This window comes from Collinsella sp. CLA-ER-H2, from assembly GCF_040092405.1.
In the GTDB taxonomy this organism is placed as follows: Bacteria; Actinomycetota; Coriobacteriia; order Coriobacteriales; family Coriobacteriaceae; genus Collinsella.
On sequence record NZ_JBBNLO010000006.1, the window covers coordinates 66,569 to 87,786 of the forward strand.

The 21,218-nt window shown below is 58.4% G+C and carries 20 protein-coding genes and 1 tRNA gene; 8 read left to right on the forward strand and 13 right to left on the reverse strand.

The genetic code is table 11. The features are described 5' to 3' along the window. Positions 1-228: 228 nt before the first annotated feature. Positions 229-2,172, reverse strand: coding sequence for a DUF2207 domain-containing protein (locus AAAX59_RS02975; protein WP_349070478.1), 1,944 nt, complete (start codon positions 2,170-2,172; stop codon positions 229-231). A gap of 555 nt (positions 2,173-2,727) precedes the next feature. Here AAAX59_RS02975 and gluQRS point away from each other — a divergent pair. Beyond that, positions 2,728-3,738, forward strand: a complete 1,011-nt coding sequence (gene gluQRS, locus AAAX59_RS02980; protein ID WP_349070480.1) for a tRNA glutamyl-Q(34) synthetase GluQRS — start codon at positions 2,728-2,730, stop codon at positions 3,736-3,738. Between the two features lie 15 nt (positions 3,739-3,753). Here gluQRS and AAAX59_RS02985 read toward each other — a convergent pair whose 3' ends face one another. From AAAX59_RS02985 to AAAX59_RS03005, 5 genes are all read right to left on the reverse strand, one after another. After that, entirely contained in the window at positions 3,754-4,479 is a 726-nt protein-coding gene (locus AAAX59_RS02985; RefSeq protein WP_349070483.1) for a metallophosphoesterase, read from the reverse strand. After that, complete coding sequence (locus tag AAAX59_RS02990) at positions 4,476-5,123, reverse strand: metallophosphoesterase (RefSeq protein ID WP_349070484.1); 648 nt, start codon at positions 5,121-5,123, stop codon at positions 4,476-4,478. Before AAAX59_RS02990 ends, AAAX59_RS02985 begins: the two co-directional genes overlap by 4 nt. 40 nt (positions 5,124-5,163) lie before the next feature. Beyond that, positions 5,164-5,403, reverse strand: a complete 240-nt coding sequence (locus AAAX59_RS02995; RefSeq protein WP_349070486.1) for a hypothetical protein — start codon at positions 5,401-5,403, stop codon at positions 5,164-5,166. 169 nt (positions 5,404-5,572) lie between these two features. Continuing rightward, complete coding sequence (locus AAAX59_RS03000) at positions 5,573-6,460, reverse strand: hypothetical protein (protein WP_349070488.1); 888 nt, start codon at positions 6,458-6,460, stop codon at positions 5,573-5,575. Between the two features lie 422 nt (positions 6,461-6,882). After that, on the reverse strand, positions 6,883-7,038 hold the full coding sequence (locus AAAX59_RS03005; RefSeq protein ID WP_349070489.1) for a hypothetical protein: 156 nt from the start codon (positions 7,036-7,038) through the stop codon (positions 6,883-6,885). Positions 7,039-7,400: 362 nt separating this feature from the next. Here AAAX59_RS03005 and AAAX59_RS03010 point away from each other — a divergent pair, with 362 nt between their 5' ends. Then, positions 7,401-8,174, forward strand: a complete 774-nt coding sequence (locus AAAX59_RS03010; protein ID WP_349070490.1) for an HNH endonuclease signature motif containing protein — start codon at positions 7,401-7,403, stop codon at positions 8,172-8,174. Between the two features lies 1 nt (position 8,175). Here AAAX59_RS03010 and AAAX59_RS03015 read toward each other — a convergent pair whose 3' ends face one another. The 3 genes from AAAX59_RS03015 to AAAX59_RS03025 all read right to left on the reverse strand — a co-directional run bounded on the left by AAAX59_RS03015 (position 8,176) and on the right by AAAX59_RS03025 (position 13,602). After that, positions 8,176-9,774: a DNA cytosine methyltransferase gene (locus AAAX59_RS03015; protein ID WP_349070491.1), complete on the reverse strand. Its 1,599-nt coding sequence runs from the start codon at positions 9,772-9,774 to the stop codon at positions 8,176-8,178. Between the two features lie 534 nt (positions 9,775-10,308). Further along, positions 10,309-12,564 carry a S8 family peptidase gene (locus tag AAAX59_RS03020; RefSeq protein ID WP_349070492.1) on the reverse strand — a complete coding sequence of 752 codons (2,256 nt, stop codon included), beginning with the start codon at positions 12,562-12,564 and terminating at the stop codon, positions 10,309-10,311. A 3-nt stretch (positions 12,565-12,567) separates the two neighbouring features. Further along, complete coding sequence (locus AAAX59_RS03025) at positions 12,568-13,602, reverse strand: ATP-binding protein (RefSeq protein WP_349070493.1); 1,035 nt, start codon at positions 13,600-13,602, stop codon at positions 12,568-12,570. Between the two features lie 170 nt (positions 13,603-13,772). Here AAAX59_RS03025 and AAAX59_RS03030 point away from each other — a divergent pair, with 170 nt between their 5' ends. After that, positions 13,773-13,898, forward strand: coding sequence for a hypothetical protein (locus AAAX59_RS03030; protein ID WP_349070494.1), 126 nt, complete (start codon positions 13,773-13,775; stop codon positions 13,896-13,898). 368 nt (positions 13,899-14,266) lie between these two features. Here AAAX59_RS03030 and AAAX59_RS03035 read toward each other — a convergent pair whose 3' ends face one another. Then, the gene (locus AAAX59_RS03035; protein WP_349070495.1) at positions 14,267-15,043 is read right to left on the reverse strand and encodes an HNH endonuclease; all 777 of its coding nucleotides are present in this window, start codon (positions 15,041-15,043) and stop codon (positions 14,267-14,269) included. A gap of 77 nt (positions 15,044-15,120) precedes the next feature. Then, a complete protein-coding gene (locus tag AAAX59_RS03040; protein WP_349070497.1) occupies positions 15,121-16,137 on the reverse strand; it encodes an Abi family protein in 1,017 nt (338 codons plus the stop codon). 341 nt (positions 16,138-16,478) lie between these two features. On the opposite strand from AAAX59_RS03040, the gene AAAX59_RS03045 reads away from it, so the two are divergent. From AAAX59_RS03045 to AAAX59_RS03055, 3 genes are read left to right on the forward strand one after another with little or no spacing between them, the layout of a single operon-like run. Beyond that, positions 16,479-17,021, forward strand: coding sequence for a DUF4342 domain-containing protein (locus AAAX59_RS03045; RefSeq protein WP_349070498.1), 543 nt, complete (start codon positions 16,479-16,481; stop codon positions 17,019-17,021). Positions 17,022-17,039: 18 nt separating this feature from the next. Further along, positions 17,040-17,819, forward strand: a complete 780-nt coding sequence (locus AAAX59_RS03050) for a response regulator transcription factor (protein WP_349070500.1) — start codon at positions 17,040-17,042, stop codon at positions 17,817-17,819. Further along, positions 17,803-19,098 (forward strand): HAMP domain-containing sensor histidine kinase, encoded by a 1,296-nt coding sequence (locus tag AAAX59_RS03055; protein WP_349070501.1) that lies wholly within the window; start codon positions 17,803-17,805, stop codon positions 19,096-19,098. Before AAAX59_RS03050 ends, AAAX59_RS03055 begins: the two co-directional genes overlap by 17 nt. Positions 19,099-19,173: 75 nt before the next feature. Here AAAX59_RS03055 and AAAX59_RS03060 read toward each other — a convergent pair whose 3' ends face one another. Continuing rightward, positions 19,174-19,548, reverse strand: a complete 375-nt coding sequence (locus AAAX59_RS03060) for a VOC family protein (protein ID WP_196033648.1) — start codon at positions 19,546-19,548, stop codon at positions 19,174-19,176. Positions 19,549-19,559: 11 nt separating this feature from the next. Further along, entirely contained in the window at positions 19,560-19,847 is a 288-nt protein-coding gene (locus AAAX59_RS03065; RefSeq protein ID WP_006235903.1) for a PTS sugar transporter subunit IIB, read from the reverse strand. 163 nt (positions 19,848-20,010) lie between these two features. On the opposite strand from AAAX59_RS03065, the gene AAAX59_RS03070 reads away from it, so the two are divergent. Both AAAX59_RS03070 and AAAX59_RS03075 read left to right on the forward strand, forming a co-directional pair. Continuing rightward, positions 20,011-20,634: a hypothetical protein gene (locus AAAX59_RS03070; RefSeq protein ID WP_349070502.1), complete on the forward strand. Its 624-nt coding sequence runs from the start codon at positions 20,011-20,013 to the stop codon at positions 20,632-20,634. Between the two features lie 31 nt (positions 20,635-20,665). Beyond that, positions 20,666-20,750 (forward strand) — tRNA-Leu (locus tag AAAX59_RS03075). Positions 20,751-21,218: the final 468 nt, after the last annotated feature.

Genomic DNA, 21,218 nt, shown 5'->3' on the forward strand with positions numbered 1-21,218 from the left:
GTTCAATAAAATGGGCCCCTAACGAGAGATAATCTCATTAGGAGCCCATTATTTAGTGCAAATATATGTCACTATAATGGCAACAGTACTCATATTTGGCATTTTTTGCCCACTGCCCCCTGTGTGGTGATCCGTAACGGAAAGATAGACCCATTTCAAAGCATAAAAATGGGATAGATTTTCCGCCAACAGTCGCCGGAGAAGATCCATCCCAAAAATCAGAGCGCGCTAGAACGTTCCGCCGCCGCCTCCGCCGACGCCGCCGCCTCCGCCGCCAGAGAAGCCGCCGCCTCCGCCGCCGCCCGAGCTGTCGGAGCTCGACGCCAGCTCACGGATGCTCTCGTGATACACGTCATCGAACGAATCGAGCGGAGACTCGATACCGTAATGATGGTAGTACCACCAGTAGCAGGGATAATTGTCATAGAAGCCGTCGGCCTCGCGCACCTCGGGCGGCACGGCCTCGGCAAGCTGACGCAGCACTTCCTTGGAAACACCCAGCGCCACGCCCATCACCAGCAGCTTGTTCCACAGCACCAGATCGCCCGGGACGGCTTCCTTTAGACGAGTGAAGTCCTCGAGCCAATGCTTAAGTGCCTTGCAGCGAGCCGCCACCTCGGCGCCCTCCGGCGTAAAGCGGCGAAACGTAAGGCCCACGCCGATACCCACCAGCACAATCGGCACCGAGATAACCGCGGCGGTGATGTTCGCCTGTGCGCCATCGGTAAAGAAAATGGATCCCACGGGAACAAAGGCAATCAGGATACCAAGAACCAGGCAAAACACCATTGCAACAATGCCGTCCGAGGCAACGTACTCGCTATCGGCCAGCTTGCCCTTAACGGTGTTCTGATAGTCCTCGAGCTTATCACCCACGGGTGTAGCGTGCTGCTTGACGTAGTGCTGCAGCTCGTCGAACGTGCGCGAACGGTCACCGTTCTCGTCAGGCTTAGCACCGGCAAAGAAGACCTTGAGCACCATGTGGTCAATGCCCTTGGCCGACTTCCAGCCCGCATCACTCACCGTCACGCGATACGTCTGCTCTTCTTTTTCACGCCCCAACAGACCCTTCTTGGCCTTGGTCACGGTCGCCTGCTCCAGCTTGATCACACGGTCGTCAGTGAGCTTCATGAGCGTGGCGATATATGCCTGGTCGGGCACCTCGTTCCAGCTCATGAGGGCCGAAAGCACGGCGGGATGGTCGGCCGAAGGCACATCGCGGAAATATTCGTCCTGGAAAAGCGGCTTGGGCTTGCGCTTGCGCAGCTTGAGCATAACGATTGTGCCGGTAAAGACCACCGCCGCAACAACACTTAGCACGGCAAGTGCATTGGCAATCATGCGAGCGTGAGCGCGGCGGGCGTTAGCTTCGTCGGCCCATTCCTTCTCTTCGCTCAGGATCGTTGACATGCGCTCTTCGCCCGAAGCGGCAAGCTGCGGCACCCAGTCGCTAGGGAAGGCGATGCGTGCCTCGGCGAATTCGCCCTGATGCACGCAGGGAATGGTATAGGTGACCATGGGTTCGTCCGCATCGAGCGATACATCGCCCGTCAGCGGGCCGTGGCCCCATGCGCGGAAGTTATCGCCCTTGACGGCCGCCGTCCCGGCAGCGGCATTTGCGAAGTACACTTCCATCTCAACGTCATCGGAGTCCGCGGACCAGCCGTCGCCCACAAACTTCCAGTAGAGCTCGGCGGTATCGGCCCAGTTCATGACCGCACCGGTCATGGTGTAGCTCACGTAATAGATCGCGCTGTCGCCGCTCTCGTGGGGGCTGAACACCTTAATCCTTACGCCGTCACCGGTCTGCTCGACCGTGTAGACGCCAGAATCGCCCTTGTTCGCGCTATCGACTTTGTTAAACGCGGTGTCCTCTTCCTCGACACTCAGCACGTCAACGCCCGCCGTGCCGCCCTGCTGGTTGGTGCCCGTATTGATCTCCCAAAACACGCCGTTGATGTCGTCGTCGAAATCAAACTGGCGTCCCTCGACAACGGTCAGCGATCCATCGGCCTCAACCGTGGCACTGATATAAGTTCGGGTCATGGAGTAGCCGTCGGCGTGCGCGGCGACAGGCAGCAGCAACAACGCAAGCGTGACGAGCACGCAGACGGAAGCGAATCGCGCAAACAGGTGGCGCTGCCGACAAGTATTGGCAACGGGGGCGTTCATAGGCACATCCTTTGTCTGTAAAACCAACATCGCCATTGTCCCACGTTTGCGGGCACACATGACGAATATCTGGGCCAACGGAACGTCAAATGGGACAAAAGTCCCACCCTCGACCGGCACCTAGAAAATGATCTATTGGGGACGGAGGAAAACGGATCATTGGGTTGAACCGACGGACAGCAGCAAATTTGTCGTTTAGGACGCTCTTTGGCCGAATCCCGCGCCAACAATAGATATCACTTCACAGCTCCGCCACAGGTGTAGCGGCTTTGTGTGGGCGCGGCATGCGCTGATTGAGCCGCCAGTCGAGGGGCATAAAGCAGTTGAGCGAAAACGGTTGCCCCTTTCCCGTTCGCTCGAGGATCATGTCCCCCTTTTCCGTGGAAACCCCGGCAGTTGCGAAGAGCTGCCGGGGTTTCTGTCGTTTGTGAGGCTAAGTCAGTGCGCAGCAATCGAGACCTTGAGCCGCAAACCAGCCGCGTGCAATGCGCAGCGCGGCCAACTTGCGGACCACAGTGACGCCTCCCCATCGCACCCCGCGCTATACTCGTCCGCATGGATATCAAAGCACGCAACATAGCTACGCCCGCCGCGGACGCGCCAACGACGCCGCCCACCTCCGTTCCCGCACCTGTCGTGGGCCGTTTTGCCCCGTCGCCCTCGGGCCGCATGCACCTGGGCAACGTGTTCAGCTGCCTGTGCGCGTGGCTTTCGGCCCGCAACCAGGGCGGCAGCATCGTGTTGCGCATCGAGGACCTGGACGATCGCTGCAAGCGCCCGGAACTTGCCGCTCAACTGATTGACGACCTGGCTTGGCTGGGACTCGAGTGGGACGAAGGCCCCTACTACCAGCACGATCGCCTCGACCTGTACGAGAGCGCTTTGCGCCAGCTGCAAGACGCCAGCCTCACCTACCCCTGTTTTTGCACGCGTGCCGAGCTCCACGCTGCGAGCGCGCCGCACGCCAGCGACGGCACGCCCATCTACCGCGGCGCCTGCCGAGGCCTTTCTGCCGAGGAGGTGGCCCGTCGCAGCGCCCTGCGCGCCCCGGCCACACGTCTGTGCGTGCCCACCGTCGACGACCTCGCAGACGACGTGATCGAATTTGTGGATCGCACGTACGGCGCCCAATGCGAAGCACTCGCCACCGAGTGCGGCGACTTTTTGGTGCGCCGCAGCGACGGCGTTTTTGCCTATCAGCTAGCCGTGGTGGTCGACGACGCTGACATGGGCGTCACCGAGGTCGTGCGCGGATGCGACCTGCTGGGCTCTACGCCGCGCCAGATCTATCTGCAGCATCTGCTGGGACTTCCCACGCCGCACTACGCACATATTCCGCTGCTCATGTCGCCGGACGGCCGCCGCCTTTCCAAGCGCGATCGCGACCTGGACCTGGGCGAGCTACGCGCACGCTTTGGCACGCCCGAGGCACTGCTGGGCTGGCTCGCCGGGCAAACAGGCATCGCGCCGGACACCACGCCGCGCACCGCCGAGCAATTGGTCGAGCACTTTAGCTGGGATGTTATCCACGCGCACCGGAAAAACATCACCATAACGGCCGAGTAGCCAAACGTCTTGCCGCTACGCAACATCCCAGGGCTGGAGTTCATCACCCAAGCGAACGATACAGTCGTAGAGCACGGTGTGGCGCTCGGCCGGGTTGGCATCCCGATGAAAATGGCCGTAGTACCAGCGCTTGTAGTCCAAGCGATCTTCCAGCTCATCGAAAAACGCCGTAAGTCGATCAACGCCGGGGCAATCCCAGCCGGGCGCCGGATAGAGCGTGGGCGAAAGCATGTGCGTAGAGCAGGTGTGGGTGATTACGTAGTCGACCTTCCAGCCCACGCTGTCGAGCTTTGTCCGTGCCTCCTCAAAGTTGCGCTCGTCCGGCAGCTCCTGTGGCCACCAGCTGGAATACGGAATGCGGTATTCCTTGTCCACGCTCGTGGCACCGCCCATGGTAAAGATCGTTGAGCCGTCGAGTTTAAAAACCTCGCCGCGCGTCAGGCGCCGTATGGGAGAGGTATCCGACAGGCGCTGCGTCAGCCCACCGTGCCACAACTCCATGGGTCGCTCCGCCCAGTGATCGAAACGTTCGTGGTTGCCGTCGACGAACAGCACGGTATAGGGGCGCGACTCCAACCAAGCGATATCGGCGCACTCCTCGGCAGAGAAATCCCACGGAAAGCCAAAGTCGCCCGCGACAATCAGATAGTCGTCGCCCGTCAGACTATCCCCAAGCTCCCAGTCGCGCAGCTTTTGCATGTCGACGCCGCCGTGAATATCGCCCGTCACATAGACCGTCATCGGATTACCACTTCCACCACTTCCCTCTTATAGGCTTCGAGATCGCGCTCGACCTGCTCATCGCCCGTGGCGTTGACCCACCACGGCCATTTAACGCAACACGCCGGCTCGTCGACCTGCGCAAACCACGACTTGAGCTCCTCCAGGCTCACCGGGGCGTAGCCGTTGGCATCCACACCCACGTCATAGCGCAGCAGCCCCTGCCTGAGGTTAAACCTGTTGTACGCGCCGCCGCAGCTGTGGATATGCCCATGAAGATGCCAGCTGCCGTGCGACATACCCTGCCAGTCGACCATGGGATAGTGGCTCAGCACGATTTTTTGGCGGTCGATCTTGAGCACGCAAATGGGCGGCTCGACGATAAAGGCATCCGCTACCGCAGGCTGCATCCAGTCTTTGTCGTGGTTGCCGGGCAGCAGATGGACGCGCTTGCATGCGATGCTTTTGCGCAGCTCGTAGGCATCTTGGGCCGTCATCTTAAAGCTAAAGTCACCCAAAATGTAAAGTTCGTCGTCCACGGCGACCTTGCTATTAATGCTCGCGACCATGGCGTCGTTCATCTGCGCAACAGTCGACCAAGGCCTGTCGGCAAGCCGTAGCATGTTCTCGTGTCCAAAGTGAGTATCGCTGGTAAACCAAATCATAGGAACCTCCTAACGCTGCGGGGCATCCATCCCTTAGGGCTTACCCTTCGTTCTTCCATCCAAACGGGTCAAACACCCAAAAAACCAGATCGAGCACGCCGCCGGTCATCATGGCACCGGCAAGGGCCATGCAAACATGCAGAGAGCCGCCGCTTCGAAGCACGTCGAACGGCCCCAGAACAGCCAGCAGCGCGACCGCAGCGCCGGCAACGCACAGCGCGAGGCACGGCCCTGCGTCCTTGACGCACCTCTTTGCGAGATGCTTGGTGTTGTCACTCATCGATATCGATCTCCTTAGAGGGCCGTTGTTCAGGTGCATGCCGCCGCGACAGAGCAGGGCGACAGGCTAAGTGTCACATTGCGTGCGGACACGTTTTTAGGCGCGTACCGCGTGGGACCTTCTTGCCCCCTACGGTGCGCGCCGAAAATGGTCCGCTTTCCTTCTGTCCCTAACGGGTCAGCTGGCGGCGCTTATCGGACAGAAAGACGCCGGCGGCCACCAGGACCGTGCCGCCGATAACGAAGGTCTCGCCCAGTAGGTCGGGCGTATCGCCCGTGGCAGGCATCGCCGTCTGCCACGTCGCGGCCTCGGTTGTTGCCACCGCATGTTTGGCCTGGTACGTCACTTGCGTGGCGGGCTGGGCCTGCTCGCCATTCCCGCGTTCGGCGGCCTCTTGGCGAGCGATCTCGGCGTTGAGCTCGACAATAGCCTGGTCGAGCTCGGCCTTGGCGGCGGCGTAGTTTGCAAGCGCCTCCAAGTATGCCGGCGCCACAGCATCCGCCGCAGCCACGGCGGCATCGAGCTCGGCATTGGCGGCCGCGGCGTGCTCTGCGGCATCGTGAGCCGCGGCAATCTTGGCGTTGAGCGCCTCGCCTGCATCGTCAGCGCCGCCGTTAACAATGGCTTCGGCAAGATTGATCCTACGCAGGCGGGCAACCGCGGCGGCAGAGGCATCGCGGGCGGCAGCCGTATCCGTCACGGCTTTGTCAGCATCTACCCAGTCGTACTCGGCATCCATCACGGCCGTCGCCGCAGCATCGCGCGCGGTATCGGCAGCGGCTTTGTCCTCGGTAGCCTTGGCAAGCGATGCGGCGGCGTTCTTAAGCTGAGAGGCGCGGACAGCAGCCGCGTCAGACTTTGCCTGAGCCGTTGCCACGGCGGCATCGGCATCGCTCGCAGCCTGCTGGGCCATATCGAGCTCCGTCTGGGCGGCAGCAGCATCGATGTCTGCCCGATCGGCATCGCCTTGGGCAGCAACAAGTTCGACCTCTGCCCCGCGCTGATTGGCACGAGCGTCTTCGCCATTTAAGCTAGCCCTCGTAGTGCCTGGAAGCACGAATCGCGATTCAGTGCTTCGGGAACCCCAGCTATGCCCTAAGCTCATTGTCCCTTGCGATGTCATCTTCTGCGCATCCCTTGAAGATGAACGACTAGCACGGTTCTTCTTAGCCTACCTGTCGTCCGATGAAGGACAGCAGAGACTTATGGCCTCCTCGCACGGAGACTCGCTTGCGCAGCTATCTCCCAAAGACCTACGAAGCATGACCGTACCCGTCCCCCCAGCCGAGCGGAACAGGAGCGCTACGTGCAAGAGTACGAAGCAAAACAGCGCGCCTACGAGGACGCCTTTAAGCAGGCGGAGCATTACGCCGCGAGCAAGGGAACGATGTAAAGCTGGGATCGGCAGGCTACCTGGACTTTTCCCGGCAGCCTGCCGATCGGTCGCTGACACCGCGGGCCATTGGGAGCAACAGTCCGCTACCTGCACCACGTGGTGACATAGATAACGGGAGACCCGGCAAGGCACACCACCAAGACGACGGCCGCGATTGCAAGCGCGATGGCCATGCTCACGACGACATAGGCCACGGCAATGAAGACCAGCGCCAACACGCAGGCCAACAGCTCGGCCACCTAGCACAAGACCAGGTTCGAGCTCGCGCGCTTCAGCAGGACGTCGGCGAGACGGACGCATCGTGAGACTCACGAGCGCCATGGGCGGCCCGTGGCGCGACCGAACCGACGGAAGCGCCCGAAGTGCACGCGGCCACGACGCGGGCGAGCCCCGACGAGCAGCTCCGAGCCCGGACGGCCCCGGCCACGGGGCGGCTGAAAAGGTGAAACGTTGGCGAGCGTGGGGCAGATGTGCGGGAGCCTGTGAAACTTGTAGAGGCGTCCTTCCTGCTAGAAGCTTCGGTCGATAGGCTCTGTTTGTCTGTTGCTCATATGGCAAGTGATACACTTGCAGCTGTTACTCACGATTTAAGGTGGTCATCATGTCCGCTCCAAGACGCACTAAGTCTAGTCAGGCACAGCAGGATTTTCAAACTCCTAACACTGATGGTGATAACTACCTGGTCGAGCGCGACGGATGGATTGATAAGGCATCGTCGGGCTTCATTACGAACAGTAAGGCCAATCGGCAAATCTATCGCGTCATATTGGAGACTCTTTGGCCGAAAGGGTATGGCATACCCGGGCCTATCGTTGGCCGCGAAGAGATCAGGGCTGCGATTGATCGCGCCAAGGGCGGCACATACCACGATCCGTTCAGGCGGTTGCGCGAATTGCAGGGCGATGAGGGGTTTCTAGGCATCATCAAGAATGGGCAGAGGTATCAGCTCATTCATTTGAACATCTCACCAAAGAAACGGCCCAGAACATCACTCTCGGCAGATAAATGGAAGATGGTCCTTGGGGCCTACAACAATGTTTGCGCCGTCTGTGGTTGCACGCCCGATGAGAATGGATTTCAGCAGGATCACAAAGTCCCCCGTGCCCGCGGTGGTACCGATGACCTTACAAATTGGCAGCCACTTTGTGATTCTTGCAATATCGAAAAGAGCGTCGTCTGCCGAGGATGCCAGAAAGATTGCTCACAATGCGGCTACGCTTTCCCTGAGTTCTATAGGCCGGTTAGGCTGTCGGGACAGACCTGGCGCGATGTCAATGAGTACTCAGAAAAACATCACCTCGATCCGAGCCAGTTCGTAACCGAGGTGATTTATCATGCCATCTCTATCGAGTACGATAACTCAATCTGGCATTGAGTTAATCGTTGCTCGGACGGTATTGCTCCAACCTTTCATCATCTGTTTGAACAAGCGAAATGACGTCTTTTATGGCTAGCCCCAAAGCCCTGCCTACCAGAGGCGGGATAGCGTTGCCAATTTGCGCATTCCGGGGAACATCGACTCCTCTTGCAGGGCCGTTAAGTGTATAGCGTCCATAGAATTGGAAGTCGTCAGGGAACGATTGCAGGCGAGCCATCTCCCGGAGAGTTACGACTCGAGGTTTATCGAAATGTATGAGCTCCTCTGGCGCAGTTGTTAGCGTTGAGCAAGGTTTTTCGAGGTCTAGAACAAACCGCTTGTTTGAGTGACACCCGTTCGCATACAAGAACTCCTTGCTGAGGCGCCCGGGTTGCTGCGTCATATGCGCCTTGTTGTAGAGCGCAATGAGCTTATCGCTGTGCCGATTGAAGCGATGGCAGGTCGGCACTGCTTGCTTTCGAATATTCTTCCTCATGAGCTTCTGGTAGGAAGTGCTCGCAGGCAGATACTTGCATGTTTTAAACCTTGGGAATTCTGGGTCTGCCACAAGTTCATCGCCTGAAAGGTCGCTCAGCGCCTCTGCGACGTTTACATATCTGCTTGTGGCAAGCCTAAGGTCCTTCCTCTGCTCGATGCAGATAGATGAAAGCAAGTCATCGAGCAAACTCTTGACATCAAGTTTCCCTGCGTAGTCCTCGGAAATAGCAAGCAGTATTACCCGCTTGCGTATCTGTGGGACACCGAAGTCGGCAGCGTTTATGGTGATTTTCCCGACGCTATAGCCCAACTCTTTGAGCTTATCGACCGCCTCTTCGGCGACGCTTCTTGTGGTGTTATCGCTTGGACGCAGTACGAACTTTTTCCCAAATCCACCAACGTTTTCCACCAGCACGAAGCGTGGCCTGAGTATTCTGGCCATTTCAATTTGTTTAAAAACAAGCAGGTTTCTCGGGTCATTGCCGTTGCGCGCCCCCGCGACGGAGAACCCCTGACATGGAGGGCCGCCAGCGAGAAGAGTCACCTCCCCGCTTAGTTCTTTCAGATGCCCTCTCGCGGTATCGTCTGAGAGAACATCGTTAATATCGTGCGATTCCTTAGTGAGCCATTCAGGCCAATTCTGAAAGTGGCTATAGGGGGAGGTTTCGCTAATTAAATTATGTTCAAAAGTGGAATAGGCCATAGGGTCTTTCTCAATTGCGAAGATACCCGACCAGCCTGCCCAGCCAAGGCCCAACGATAGGCCTCCACATCCTGAGAATACATCGATATATGACAAGGAGGAGGGTGCCGGCTCCGAAGGCCTGCTGTCACCTTGAAAAATAACGCCTTCCAACTCTTTCATTTTCTTTATTGCTTGCTTTCCCGTTTCCGTAACAATATAGCCGCTCTTTTTCCGGTAGGTTGTAAGGCAGTTCGAGTCCTTGAGCGACTTGATCCAACCGTTAATGGTCGCAGGACTGCTCCCGTATGCCTCCGCTATTGCGCTTTGTGACATCTTGATTGCAGGCCCCTCGGGCGTAGCAGTTTGTTGGGCGTCGAGCCAGCAGAGAAAGCGATACTCTTTTGTGGCGAAAATGCCGGTGCTCTCTGTTGACATCTAAAAGCCCTCCACTTGATCCTCTGCCTTTCAAATGCACTAAATTATTATAAGAACTTACCGAAGATTCAAGCCCTGTTTTACCGATATAACCGACTGCGAGTCTTCGACCGATGCCAACATGAGTCTGTTCGTGAGGGTGACCTTTAAATTCTTCAAGTAAGACGTATTTGGCATAGATGCTGAATCGCGATGTATTCAATCATCGTGTTTTAGCATATAAAAGGCTATAAATTAATCAAAACTACAATGTGTCATAAAGCAGCTGGGCATACTTTGAAAGTTGGTCCTCACTGCCGTGAACTCTATTCCCAAGCGGCCGAACCTTGCGCTATTTGCAATATCCCCAGTTGTCTTGCCTTATGAATTACGTCATCTAAAACCTGGCTTTTCATAACCGATTGACCACTCGAATAGTGAAATTTGTCAGCCGAGGCGGGCGTTAGATGCTGCTGCATGAAGTGCTATCCAGCACCCGCCTCGGACAATTAGGCCGCACTCGAATCCGAGCATGAACGCTGCAAGACCGGCGCACTAGTCTTCAAAGTCGATTTCAACCTCGGCGGCCTCATATATCTGGTTGATCACGTCGATGTCGATGCGGTTTACTATCCACCCTCGCAGCGAGCAGCGTTGCACGAACTCCTCGATGCGGTTCACGTTGTACATCTCTCGTAGAGTGACAACGACTGCAAACCTGATTCCATCTCCAGCACCAGGCTTGTTGCGCTCCTTCTTGCGCAGCATAATGCCCCATTGCGGGTTGTCGTAGACTTTGCGCGGGGCGAACCGGGACTTGAACACGTCGCCGATGTGCTTGACGTTGTCCCACTTGCGGTAGAGCGCACGTGCTTCCGCTTCATAGACTTGGGAACCTTCGTCTCCCTGGACGTTTTTGTCCAGGGATTTGATCCCTTTACCCTTGATGCGTCCGAAATGGAGGTCGATCTCTGTGGTGGTGTAATCGACGCCTTGGCTCCTGTGGCATTCCGGGAAGTAGCAGAGCGTGGCCCGCGCCATGAACGGATACCTGCCGTCGTTCATGGGAATCGGTATACCGTAGTTGTAGGTCTCATAGCTGTCGATTGCGCCCGAGAGGATGAATCGAATCTCGTTGTTGGGCGTGCCGATTATGTCCTCAATACTGATAGGCGGAACGCCGTACCCCCTTGTATTGGATAGACCGCCCTCACCCCATCCATAGGCCGAGTCGATGAGAAGCGCCTTGGCCTCCTCCCTCGTGAGTCGAGCCTTATAAATCAGAAAGGCGAGCTTTCGTGCGATCCACGGGGCGGCGAAAGACGTACCCCAGTCACGCACGAGGGCGAAAGGCGCCGCCACAACGAGCCCGTCCTCCTTGGTGCCGCCGTAGTAGCTTATGTCGGGCTTGCCGAAGAACGACAAGACCGGCCCGTGGCGCGAGTAGATTGCTGGCGCACAGTCGCGTCCCACCGAGTTAACCACCACGGAATTGATTGAATCCGCCGGCGATCCAACGCGCTTTGTCTCCTCTCCGTTTTCGAGATTCGTTCCCGATACCACAAACACCACGTCGTATTTCGCCTGCAGCTCATCAAGGATCGACGCGACCGGAGAAATTGAGTTTTCCGGGCATTCCGAGGCGGTGCCGAGCGACAGGTTCCAAACCTTAATGCTCAGATTTGCCTCGATTATCCTCTTGACGTCGCGCATAACGGTAAGCGAGTTCAGCTTCTCGCCGTCGGTGATGCCGAAGTGCTTGACGCGGAAACGGCCGCAGCCGTCGTCTAGCTCGGGGTTGAGCGAGGGGCCATCGACGATGATGGAGGAAACCTGCGTCCCGTGGGCCACGTCGTTGTTGCAGTCGCGTTTCTCGGTCATACAGTCCTGGTAATCAACCCACGCGCTAAAATATGCGTTCTCGTTGAATAGCGTATCGATAACGCCGACGACTGGCTCTCCGTCCGGATCGGGAATCGAGGGCGGTAGCGGCAAACGCGCCTCGTATTCCCTATAGGCCCTCTCGCCCCAGAGTTTCGCTAGGTCAGTGTCGGCGAAGTTGACCGTAGACATGGCGACGAGGTAGGGCGCTTCGCGACGAAGCCGCTCATATTGGTCGGGATACAAGCGAACGCAGTTCTCAAAGACCTGTCCGCTGTCCAGCGCGGGTATGACTCGGCTTAGCAGCTCGTATGTATCCGTCCCAGTATCGTATATGGTGACGAAGGCGTCGTCGTTTTTGTACGCATCATCGATTGTGTCGGTGTAATAGAAATTAACGAGGTAATGGGCATCGCGAATGATTTGCGCGAAGGCCGTTTTTGAGATTGACGCTCCGTAAGCGTCGAACTTTTCTTTGTCGAGCTGCGACAGCTCCTTGCTGCCTATCACGCCGTTTGGGTAATTTCGCCGCAGGATGCCTATACAGGTGCCCAGCTCCTCTACCGTCTTGTCCAGCGTCTGCGGGGCAACGCGGTATGTGATGATGTGGCGGGGGTTATTCCCCGCGCTTCCAGGTATCTGCTCGAACCTTGCGCCGACAATGGAGTCACTTGCGTTGTCACTGCTTCGCGCCAGGAGCCTCCTGCAACGATTACTCTTAGCCACGGTCGATTTATAACGAGCATTAATTAGGTAGTCGATGCCGAGTTGCTGGCGCTTCCAATAGTTCCTGCACTCGACAAGATCGGCCTTTAGACCTTCAAGCTCGTCAGCAGAAACGGATTGCCCATTTGGGAGCGACGGCGGGCCGGGAGGCATTGCCCCCTTGCGCTCATAAGAGCCCTTCAGTTCGAGAATAGCGTTGCTCATCGTCTAACCTTTCAGCTCGCGCGAAAGAGTGCTGATCGGCGTGCCCGTCAGCGTCTCTATCTCGCGCATGGAGAAGCCCTGCTCGCGGAGGCTCTTGGCGTCGGGAACTACGTTGCCCGTCGCAGCCTTGTAAAGGCGGCGCATGTAGTCGAACGGCTCGCCTGGATTGCTGAAAGCAATCGCCGTTTTGATGAGGTTTGAGAGCTCAGCAGGATACAGCACCTCGTCCATAAGCCGCATTATCTTGTTGAATAGGCGCACATCTTTCCCGGCAAAGCGGAACTTGGCTAGATGCACGTTGAGCAGCGTGGTCGCTACCTCGAGGAGGTCATCTCGGGTGTACCTGCCGAAGTCGATCACGGAATCAAACCGACGAATCATCGCCTTGTCGAGCGTTCCGTACATGTTGGTCGTGGCGATGAGCACGACTTGCGTGTTCATACTGTCCAACTCGCGGAGGAACGTGGACGTCGCGCGTCCCATCTCGCGGACATCGTGGCTGTTGTTCCTGTCCATCGCAAGGGCGTCGATTTCGTCGAAGAGCACGACGATTCTGCCCGGGTTGGCAAACCCGTTGATCTCGCGGAAGAGAGTCGTGATGTTCTTGCTTGTCTGTCCGAGCTTGCTGTCGATGACCTCGCTAAAGTCGACGACAAACAAATCCCTCTCAAGGATTCGGGCGACATGCTTGGCCGTTTCGGTCTTGCCTGTGCCGGGAGGTCCTTGGAACAGGAACTTATTGATGCCCGCGTCATGGCCGACTGCATTTATGATTCCCTTCACGTCCTCAGAAATGACCTCTGGGAGAGGGAGGGGCGAGCGGGAGTAGTCCATTCTCCTGAGGAAATGGCCCACGCCGCCGCTTGTCTGTGGGACAAAGGTATTCGCGTCCGAAAGAAGGGCGAGGACGTATTCTGCGAGCTCGGTGTCGCCGGCCCGATCGAAGTCATGGGCGATCTCTATGGCCTCCTGACGAAAGCCGTAGTTGTTGTCCTCCACATGGTATTTAATAAGGTTCAGTACATTCCTCTTCTTCATTTTCCATTTCTCCAGACACTATCCGCCCCATAATGGCACTTTCTAGTATAGAACAAAACCAACAGAATTGGAATAGAGATTGACTTTTTAAGCCGAGCGGTGCTACCCTCGAATCGGTTCGGGGCACCACGAGCCAACCTGTCCGTTGCCAGCCGTAGGGAGGTGATTGTATGGCACGGCATCACAGCCCCAAGCTCAGCAAAGCCGCCGCTGTTCTGGCGAGCGGCAAGTCGAGCCCTCGGGCCAAGTCGCAAGCCGGCAAAACGCTGGCAGACCACAAGCGCCGCATGCATTAAGTGGCACGCAGCATCCTGAAGGAGGTGATGAAGATGGCATATGTTCGAGTGCGAATCCCGAAGTACCGAGTTACCAAGACCGGGCGAATCGTAAAGACCGGAACAATCACGCGATACGTCCATGTTAAAAGGAAGTAGAGCCCCAATGCGCAATTGAGGCTCCACTCGGAACGGAGCGGGGGTGTAGTTTAGCGGCTTGCCCCCGCTCCGCATATTCGCAAAGGTTAGCGCAGTTCTATCCGTGCCGCAATTCTGCATTATCGTCACAAGGTGAGCGGGTGGCTATCACAAATGCGTTGCTTAGAACAGGGCACTGCCACATTCCAGCAAACCAATCCGAATCCTCGCTTGGTCGGGAGATAGTCCAATTACCCCTTAAACACCATATCGTTGTGGTATTCAATAAACTCAGCTCGTGGGACAAATCGCTTCGGAAGCGTAATTGGCTTTCCGTTGTAGCGCCACAAATACTCATCCTCAGGTGTTTCATGTCCGACCACACCGGACACCACTATCTTTAGGTCCTTCGTAATGGTAATTAGCCCCCGATCGAACGCCTTATCGTGCAATGCGTTCAAGAGCAATCCATTGTCGGGGGCAAGTCGCTCCGTTTTTGGATCAGAGACAATCCAGGGCTTGATATGGCTAGCAACCAACAGAGCCTTGTTTGATAGCCCCGTCAAGCAGCATCTTGAATCGTAATTGACGAGCAAGGTATTTCGAAAGAACTCCTGGTTCACCCGCATCGAAACGATTGCTTCGCGCTCTTTGCCCTCTGGCAAATCAAAGCCAATCGTCTCTTTCAACTCATCGCTTAGCGGTTCTTCAAAATCGAATCGATTGAGGAACACCTCGGTCGCTTCCTCGACGAGCTCATCGCCAGCAGAGGAATACTCAACCCAAACCATCTCATCCATTTTGCTCGCATGGGTCATTCCAACCTTGCCGCGAGCGCGTCGACGCTCATCGAAAGATGCAAGATTCCAGATTTTTAGAGCGACTGCGTTCGGCGTTCTGCCAATGGCCTTAGCTAACGCCTGGACGTCCTCGCCTGTTTTATCAACCTTTTTTGATGGTAGGGCGAGGTACAAAAACAGAGCCGCAAGGGTTTCTTCCCTCGACCATTTGTCTCCACGGCCTGCCATGTTTGCTCCTCGCCCGCGCACCGCTCACGTAATAGGTCCAGGATAATCCCGCGGGGGACCGCACTCGCTGCCTTTTCTCATTCGTCGGTGAATGGTTCACATAATGGCACTCCCCCGCGCTCCTCATACCCGCGCTCGAGCTTCTTCCCAAGCTCCGCAGCGGGCAGATACGGCTCCCAAAGCGGGCATCCCTGCCAACCCTCCGCGAACCCCATGCGGTGCAGCTCGTCGGCATCCAGCCTGTCTAGCAGCTCAAACAAACGTGTGCGCCAGCCTGTCTCGGGGGCGATGCGCTCCAGCAGGTAACTCAGGATGGTGAGTATGCCGAACATGTTGTCCGACCGCACCTGGTACGGCTCGTGCCACTCTGGATACTTCGACTTGGTGGGGATGGTCGGCCTGGTGCCAAGCCCTCTGTTCCACAGGCGGCCATGGTGTGCACATATGTTGCGAGCGGTGTTGATGGCCACGAGCCACGACTTCAACACGCGCGACGATACGCCCAGGTCCCCAGAGATTCTGTTCCTGATGTCAACCGACGCGCCGTTGTAGAGGCGAAGCATCGTGCCGAAGTCCATCAGGTTCACGAGAATCCAATAGGGCGGCAGGTCATGCGCGTCGCCGTAGGCCTCCTTGAAGTGGATAGCGAAGGGTTCACGCGAGCGGTCAAGCTCCTCAGTGCATCGTTCGATGAACTCGCCGTACGCATCGCCCTCAAGGCGCGGGAGATTCTCGCGGTCGAAGAAGCCGAACGCTCCGGTCTTGCCCGCGAGCTCATAGGCCAGCTGCGTGCGGAAGTAGACCTCGACGCGCTCGATGGCGTCCAAGACGATGAGCCTGAACTGCCTGTCGAAGGTGTAGAGCTTCCAGATCTGGTCGAATGTCGTGCCCTCGACGAAACGCTCGTCCTTTTCGCCCTCCTTGTCTGCCTCTGGCTTGCGCTTGAAGATGTACCAGTAGCCGCTCAGGCGGTAATAGCCAACGTTTGCGAGGTGGGCGATAAGGTCATCGCGGTCTGCCACCAGGCCGCGCTCGACTATGAGCAGGTCGGCCTGCTCCTCGAAGGTCAGCCAGGGTTTCTTGTATTCCCCCATGGTGCTCCTGTGCTCGATGCATAAAAGAAGACCCGCCAGTGTGCATGCTCGAGAGCAGAGGCCGGGCGGGTTTACTAAGGTCATTTTACCGCAGTCGAAGCCATTCTATACGGAACTCCACGAGGAAAGTTTGCAAGCGGCCGCCTCCTTGAATATCAACTTCATCCCACCCAAAAACTCATCCAACATTAATCTTGGCTCAAGAATCGCTTAATCTATAACCTGCACTATAGAGTTCGACCAAGGGCGGGGCAGCGCCGCGCAACGCAGGCCGCCGAACGCTACGCTCGCGCCCGGGCAGATCGCCCGGCGTCGCGCCCATCGAACGAAAGGAACAGGTCATGGACGACCTCGAAAAAGTTGAAACCATCCGCACCAAGTGCAACGTGAGCTACACCGATGGCAAGGCCGCGCTCGACGCCGCCGACGGCAACGTTTTGGATGCCATCATTTGGCTCGAGTCGCAGGGCAAGACGCAGACCACTTCGGCGCACGCCGCCACCGAGTCCGTGCCAGTCGATGAGCCCTCAGCCGAGATGGTCGCAGCGCAGGCCGCCTACGAGAAGTCGAGCGAAAAGACCGACTTCTCCAAGAAGATGGACAGCGTGTGGGAGTACCTCAAAAAGCTCTTCCGCCTGAGCCTGGACACCAAGTTTATCGCCACGCGCCGCGATGCGATCATCCTCAACATTCCCATCCTGATCCCCATCGTCGCGCTGTTTGCCTGGGGCGCCACGATATGGCTGATGTTGATTGGCCTGTTCTTTGGCATGCGCTACCGCATCGACAGCGACGGAGACGTGCCCGGCAGCATCAACAACCTTATGGATCACGCCGCCGACGCCGCGGACGACATCAAGCAAAATCTCAACGACGACAAGTAATCGCAGACGGGGGCACGTATGGCACGAATCCTGATCGTAGAGGACGAGGAGAAAATCGCCCGCTTTGTGACGCTCGAGCTGGAGCACGAGGGCTACCAGGTGGAGCACGCCGCCGACGGCCGCACCGCCGTAGACCTGGCGCTGGAGCGCGACTACGATCTGATTCTGCTCGACGTGCTGCTGCCGCAGCTCAACGGCATGGAGGTGCTGCGGCGCGTGCGCAAGCACAAGGATGTGCCGGTGATCATGGTCACCGCGCGCGATGCCGTGATGGATAAGGTGGCCGGGCTCGACGCCGGCGCTGACGATTACCTAACCAAGCCGTTTGCCATTGAGGAGCTGTTCGCACGGATCCGCGTTGCGCTGAAGCGCTCGGAGGCCGGGCGGACGGCTTCGGGCGTTGGCGGCATCGGGACGGGCGCGGCGAGCGACGCGGGCGGGAGCGCCGCTGCGATACCCCCGGTCAGCGACTCAACCCAGGTTTCCGCCTCGCTCTCCCCCGCCACGCTCACTGTGGGCTCAGTCGTGCTCGACCCCGACCGCCACGAAGTCACGGTCGGCGGCTCGCCCATCGCGCTCACGGCCCGCGAGTTCGACGTTCTCGCCCTGCTTATGGCGCACGCCGGCACCGTGCTCACGCGCGAGCGCATCGCGCACGAAGCGCTGGGCTACGAATACGTGGGCGACACCAACAACGTCGACGTACACATCGCGCACCTGCGTGCCAAGATCGAGGACGCCGGCAGCGCCCGCATCATCCAGACCGTGCGCGGGGTGGGCTATGTCTGCCGTGCGTAACGCCGAGGCCAAGCGCGTCACCTCCATCGCCCGCGCCATCAACTGGAGCTATATGTGGCGCCGTCTGATGAGCTACATCTGGCTCGATCTGTTGCTGGTAGTGATTGCGGCGGCGATCCTCGTCTATGGATACAACCAGACACTGCCCGACGACACGTTTACCGCAGGATGGATCCCCGGTGCCACCGTTCACGGCATGTCGCTGACGCCCGCGCGCGGCTGGGACCCGACAACGCTCACCTATACCGTCGAGCTTGCGCGCACCACCAAGACCTTCCCCCTCGCGCAGGACCTCGTCACGCTATGGCCTCTCTACCTTGTCGTTGTGGGTTGGCAGGTCATCAGCGTGCTCAACATGCTCGGCGGCGCCCGCCGCGTGCGCCGCACCATGGCGCCGCTCAACGATCTGGCCCTGCGCGTGGACGAACTCGGTCGCATGCAGCTCTCCGGCGGCAAAATGGAAACACTGGAGCAGGCCATCGCGCGCGCAAGCGTCGACTCGCCGAGCGTCACCACCGGCGACGCCGACCTGGCGAGCATCGAGGTCGCACTCAACCGCCTACTGCGCCAGATGCAAGAGGCCAAGCTGCAGCAGATGCGCTTTGTCAACGATGCGAGCCACGAGCTGCGCACGCCCATCGCGGTGATTCAGGGCTACGTAAACATGCTCGACCGCTGGGGCAAAGACGACCCGGACGTGCTGGCAGAATCCATCGCGTCCCTCAAGGCCGAAAGCGAGCACATGCAAGAGCTCGTGGAGCAGCTGCTGTTTTTGGCGCGCGGCGATGCCGGGCGCACGGTCCTGCGGCGCGCGAATACCAACCTGGCCGCACTGGTCGGCGAGGTATGCGAGGAATCGCAGATGATCGATACCGAGCACACGTATCGGCTGGCCTTTGACGCTGCGCTTGTCAGCGACCCACGCTGCGACGCGCCCGTTGACGTGGCGCTCGTGAAGCAGGCTCTTCGCGTGATCGTGCAAAACGCCGCCAAGTATTCGGACGCGGGCACGCCCATCTCGTTTGGCGTAGCGTCGGATGCGGGCGCGGGCACGATCGACATAAGCGTTGAGGACGAGGGCATCGGCATGAACCAGGAATCCGCAGCTCACGCGTTCGAGCGGTTCTACCGTGCCGACAACGCGCGCGATGCCGGCGCGCAGGGTTCGGGCCTGGGGCTCGCCATTGCCAAGTGGATCGTCGATAGCCATGGCGGTGTCATTGGCGTGACCTCAGTCGAGGGCGTCGGCAGCCGCTTTACGATTCGCCTGCCGCGCTAGGAAGCCCCTCGGCATAAATAAAGGGATAGGGCCACGCGGCCCTATCCCTTTTTGCTAGCTATGGCAGCTTGTGCGCTATTCGCGGCACAGGTGCACGGCGAAACCGGCGAACTCGCGCTTAAAGTACACGAGCTTGGTACCACCGTCGGGCAGCAGCGCGCGCGACTCCTCGTTGACCTCGAGCCCGCGCTCGGCAAACCACTTCTCAGCTGCATCGATGTCGTTAACGGCAAAGCCGATGTGGCCCTTGGTGCCACGACCGTTCTGCTTCATGATCTCGACCAGCGAATCATTAAAGTACGAAACGGGGGTCTCGATGACGGGCAGGCCCATCATCGTCGAGAACAGCTCCGCGATCTCCAGGGCGTCTGCCGGGTCGGCGGCGTTAATGCCCACATGGGCAACGCGCATGCCAAAGAGCTCGACCGGGTTGGCGTTCTGCTCACTCATACAGGCAGTGCCTACTGAGCCATGACGTCGAGAACGGCCTTCTCGGCAGCGACGCGGTTCATGCCGGTCATGAAGGGCACGCCGCTCACGTACGGGCAGGTGAGGCCTTCGGGGGCAACGGTGGTGGCGATCAGCAGGTCGGCGCCCTCGTCGCAGTAGTCCTTGGCCTCGGAGATGGCGCACTGCACGATCTCGTACTTGTCGGCGTAACCGTTGGCGTCGAGCAAGGTGGCGACCTTCTGGGCAACGAGCGTGGAAGTAGCAGCGCCAGCACCGCAAGCCAAAACGATCTTCTTCATAGGTAATGTCTCCCTTCATGGTTTACTTTAGGTAAGTGTACCGCAGCGAGCGATGGCACTCAGCCTCGATGAGCTTTTATGCTAGTTTGCTTGCGCGCTGCGTATAATACATCTAGTACGTGTTGTCATACCGCTCGCTTTATGAGCGACTAAGGACCCCAATATGCCCGATTCCCGCACCCTCTGGACCGCCGTCGTTATCATCTGCATCGCCGTGTCGGTGTTCTTTAGCGTCAAAAAACGCACCACGTTCAAGCGCTTGCAGCAGCTTATGGCTGCCAAGCAGTGGGACGAGTTCGATCGTTTGCTCGACGCCAAACTCACCAGCATGCTGTACCCGCGCTATAACCGCGACTACCTGCGCCTGAACTCCTATCTGCTGCGCGAGGACCATAAGCGCGCCGACGAGATGTTCGACCTGCTGCTGGGACTCAACCTCCCCAAGATGCAGCGTGTCGACCTGGTAATTAAGGCCTTTAACTACTACGTTGGCCAGGAGGACCGCAAAAAGTCCAAGGAGCTGCTGCACGAGATCAAAGGCTTTGAGGGCGGCCAGGCCGAGGCAGTCGCACACGAATGCCAACTGATGTACGACACGATGATTCTCAAGCGCCACAACGACATTCCCGAGCTGGAGCGCATGCTCAAGGAGGCCGGTGACGACAAGGTCAAGAGCTGCCGCTTGGAGTATCTGTTGGCTCTGCAGTACAAGAACAAGGGCGACGAAGCCAAGTTCCAGGAGTTCCTGGAGAAGTCGGGGCAACACTCGATGGCCGTCAACGCGTAACGGACGGCTTGTGCTAGACTTCTAGTCTCACGGGGGCGTGGCGGAATTGGCATACGCAGGAGACTTAAAATCTCTCGCCGCAAGGATTGTGGGTTCGAGTCCCACCGCCCCTACCATATGGAGCTTTCGAGCCCGTGTCCCCAAGGGATGCGGGCTCACTTCTTTTAGATGCCGGTGGGACTCGAACCCGCGAGGGGGGGGCGAGCGTCAAGCGGACGCGCAGCGTCCGCAGCGAGCCGGCGAGGGCGCCAGCAGGCGTCCGAAGCCGGTGCGGATTTGCGCAGCAAATGCGCGGACGTCCCACCGCCCCTACCATTTGGTTTTTACGAGCCCGCGTCCCCCAGGGATGCGGGCTCGTTTCTTTTACACGCCGGCGGGGCTCTAAGTTGCGGTGGAATAGATCCTGTTTATACCGTTTGGGGGTGCGGACAGAAAGTTGGACCGCGGGGCGGTCCGGACTGGAGGTTCGCATGTACAGCAGGGAGAAGGTCGAGCTCTTCCTCCTGGCGACGGAGGACGGCATGGGGCCGACCGCCGCCGCGAAGTTCGCGGGGGTCTCGGTGGGCGCGGCCAAGAAGTGGGCG

Coding starts and splice junctions, on each gene's coding strand:
- AAAX59_RS03070 (WP_349070502.1), top strand. CDS start 20,011: ATGCCCGATTCCCGCACCCTCTGGACCGCCGTCGTTATCATCTGCATC.
- AAAX59_RS02975 (WP_349070478.1), bottom strand. CDS start 2,172: ATGAACGCCCCCGTTGCCAATACTTGTCGGCAGCGCCACCTGTTTGCG.
- AAAX59_RS03010 (WP_349070490.1), top strand. CDS start 7,401: ATGTCCGCTCCAAGACGCACTAAGTCTAGTCAGGCACAGCAGGATTTT.
- AAAX59_RS03025 (WP_349070493.1), bottom strand. CDS start 13,602: ATGAAGAAGAGGAATGTACTGAACCTTATTAAATACCATGTGGAGGAC.
- AAAX59_RS03045 (WP_349070498.1), top strand. CDS start 16,479: ATGGACGACCTCGAAAAAGTTGAAACCATCCGCACCAAGTGCAACGTG.
- AAAX59_RS03030 (WP_349070494.1), top strand. CDS start 13,773: ATGGCACGGCATCACAGCCCCAAGCTCAGCAAAGCCGCCGCTGTTCTG.
- AAAX59_RS03040 (WP_349070497.1), bottom strand. CDS start 16,137: ATGGGGGAATACAAGAAACCCTGGCTGACCTTCGAGGAGCAGGCCGAC.
- AAAX59_RS02990 (WP_349070484.1), bottom strand. CDS start 5,123: ATGATTTGGTTTACCAGCGATACTCACTTTGGACACGAGAACATGCTA.
- gluQRS (WP_349070480.1), top strand. CDS start 2,728: ATGGATATCAAAGCACGCAACATAGCTACGCCCGCCGCGGACGCGCCA.
- AAAX59_RS03055 (WP_349070501.1), top strand. CDS start 17,803: ATGTCTGCCGTGCGTAACGCCGAGGCCAAGCGCGTCACCTCCATCGCC.
- AAAX59_RS03060 (WP_196033648.1), bottom strand. CDS start 19,548: ATGAGTGAGCAGAACGCCAACCCGGTCGAGCTCTTTGGCATGCGCGTT.
- AAAX59_RS03020 (WP_349070492.1), bottom strand. CDS start 12,564: ATGAGCAACGCTATTCTCGAACTGAAGGGCTCTTATGAGCGCAAGGGG.
- AAAX59_RS03065 (WP_006235903.1), bottom strand. CDS start 19,847: ATGAAGAAGATCGTTTTGGCTTGCGGTGCTGGCGCTGCTACTTCCACG.
- AAAX59_RS03015 (WP_349070491.1), bottom strand. CDS start 9,774: ATGTCAACAGAGAGCACCGGCATTTTCGCCACAAAAGAGTATCGCTTT.
- AAAX59_RS03050 (WP_349070500.1), top strand. CDS start 17,040: ATGGCACGAATCCTGATCGTAGAGGACGAGGAGAAAATCGCCCGCTTT.
- AAAX59_RS03035 (WP_349070495.1), bottom strand. CDS start 15,043: ATGGCAGGCCGTGGAGACAAATGGTCGAGGGAAGAAACCCTTGCGGCT.
- AAAX59_RS02995 (WP_349070486.1), bottom strand. CDS start 5,403: ATGAGTGACAACACCAAGCATCTCGCAAAGAGGTGCGTCAAGGACGCA.
- AAAX59_RS02985 (WP_349070483.1), bottom strand. CDS start 4,479: ATGACGGTCTATGTGACGGGCGATATTCACGGCGGCGTCGACATGCAA.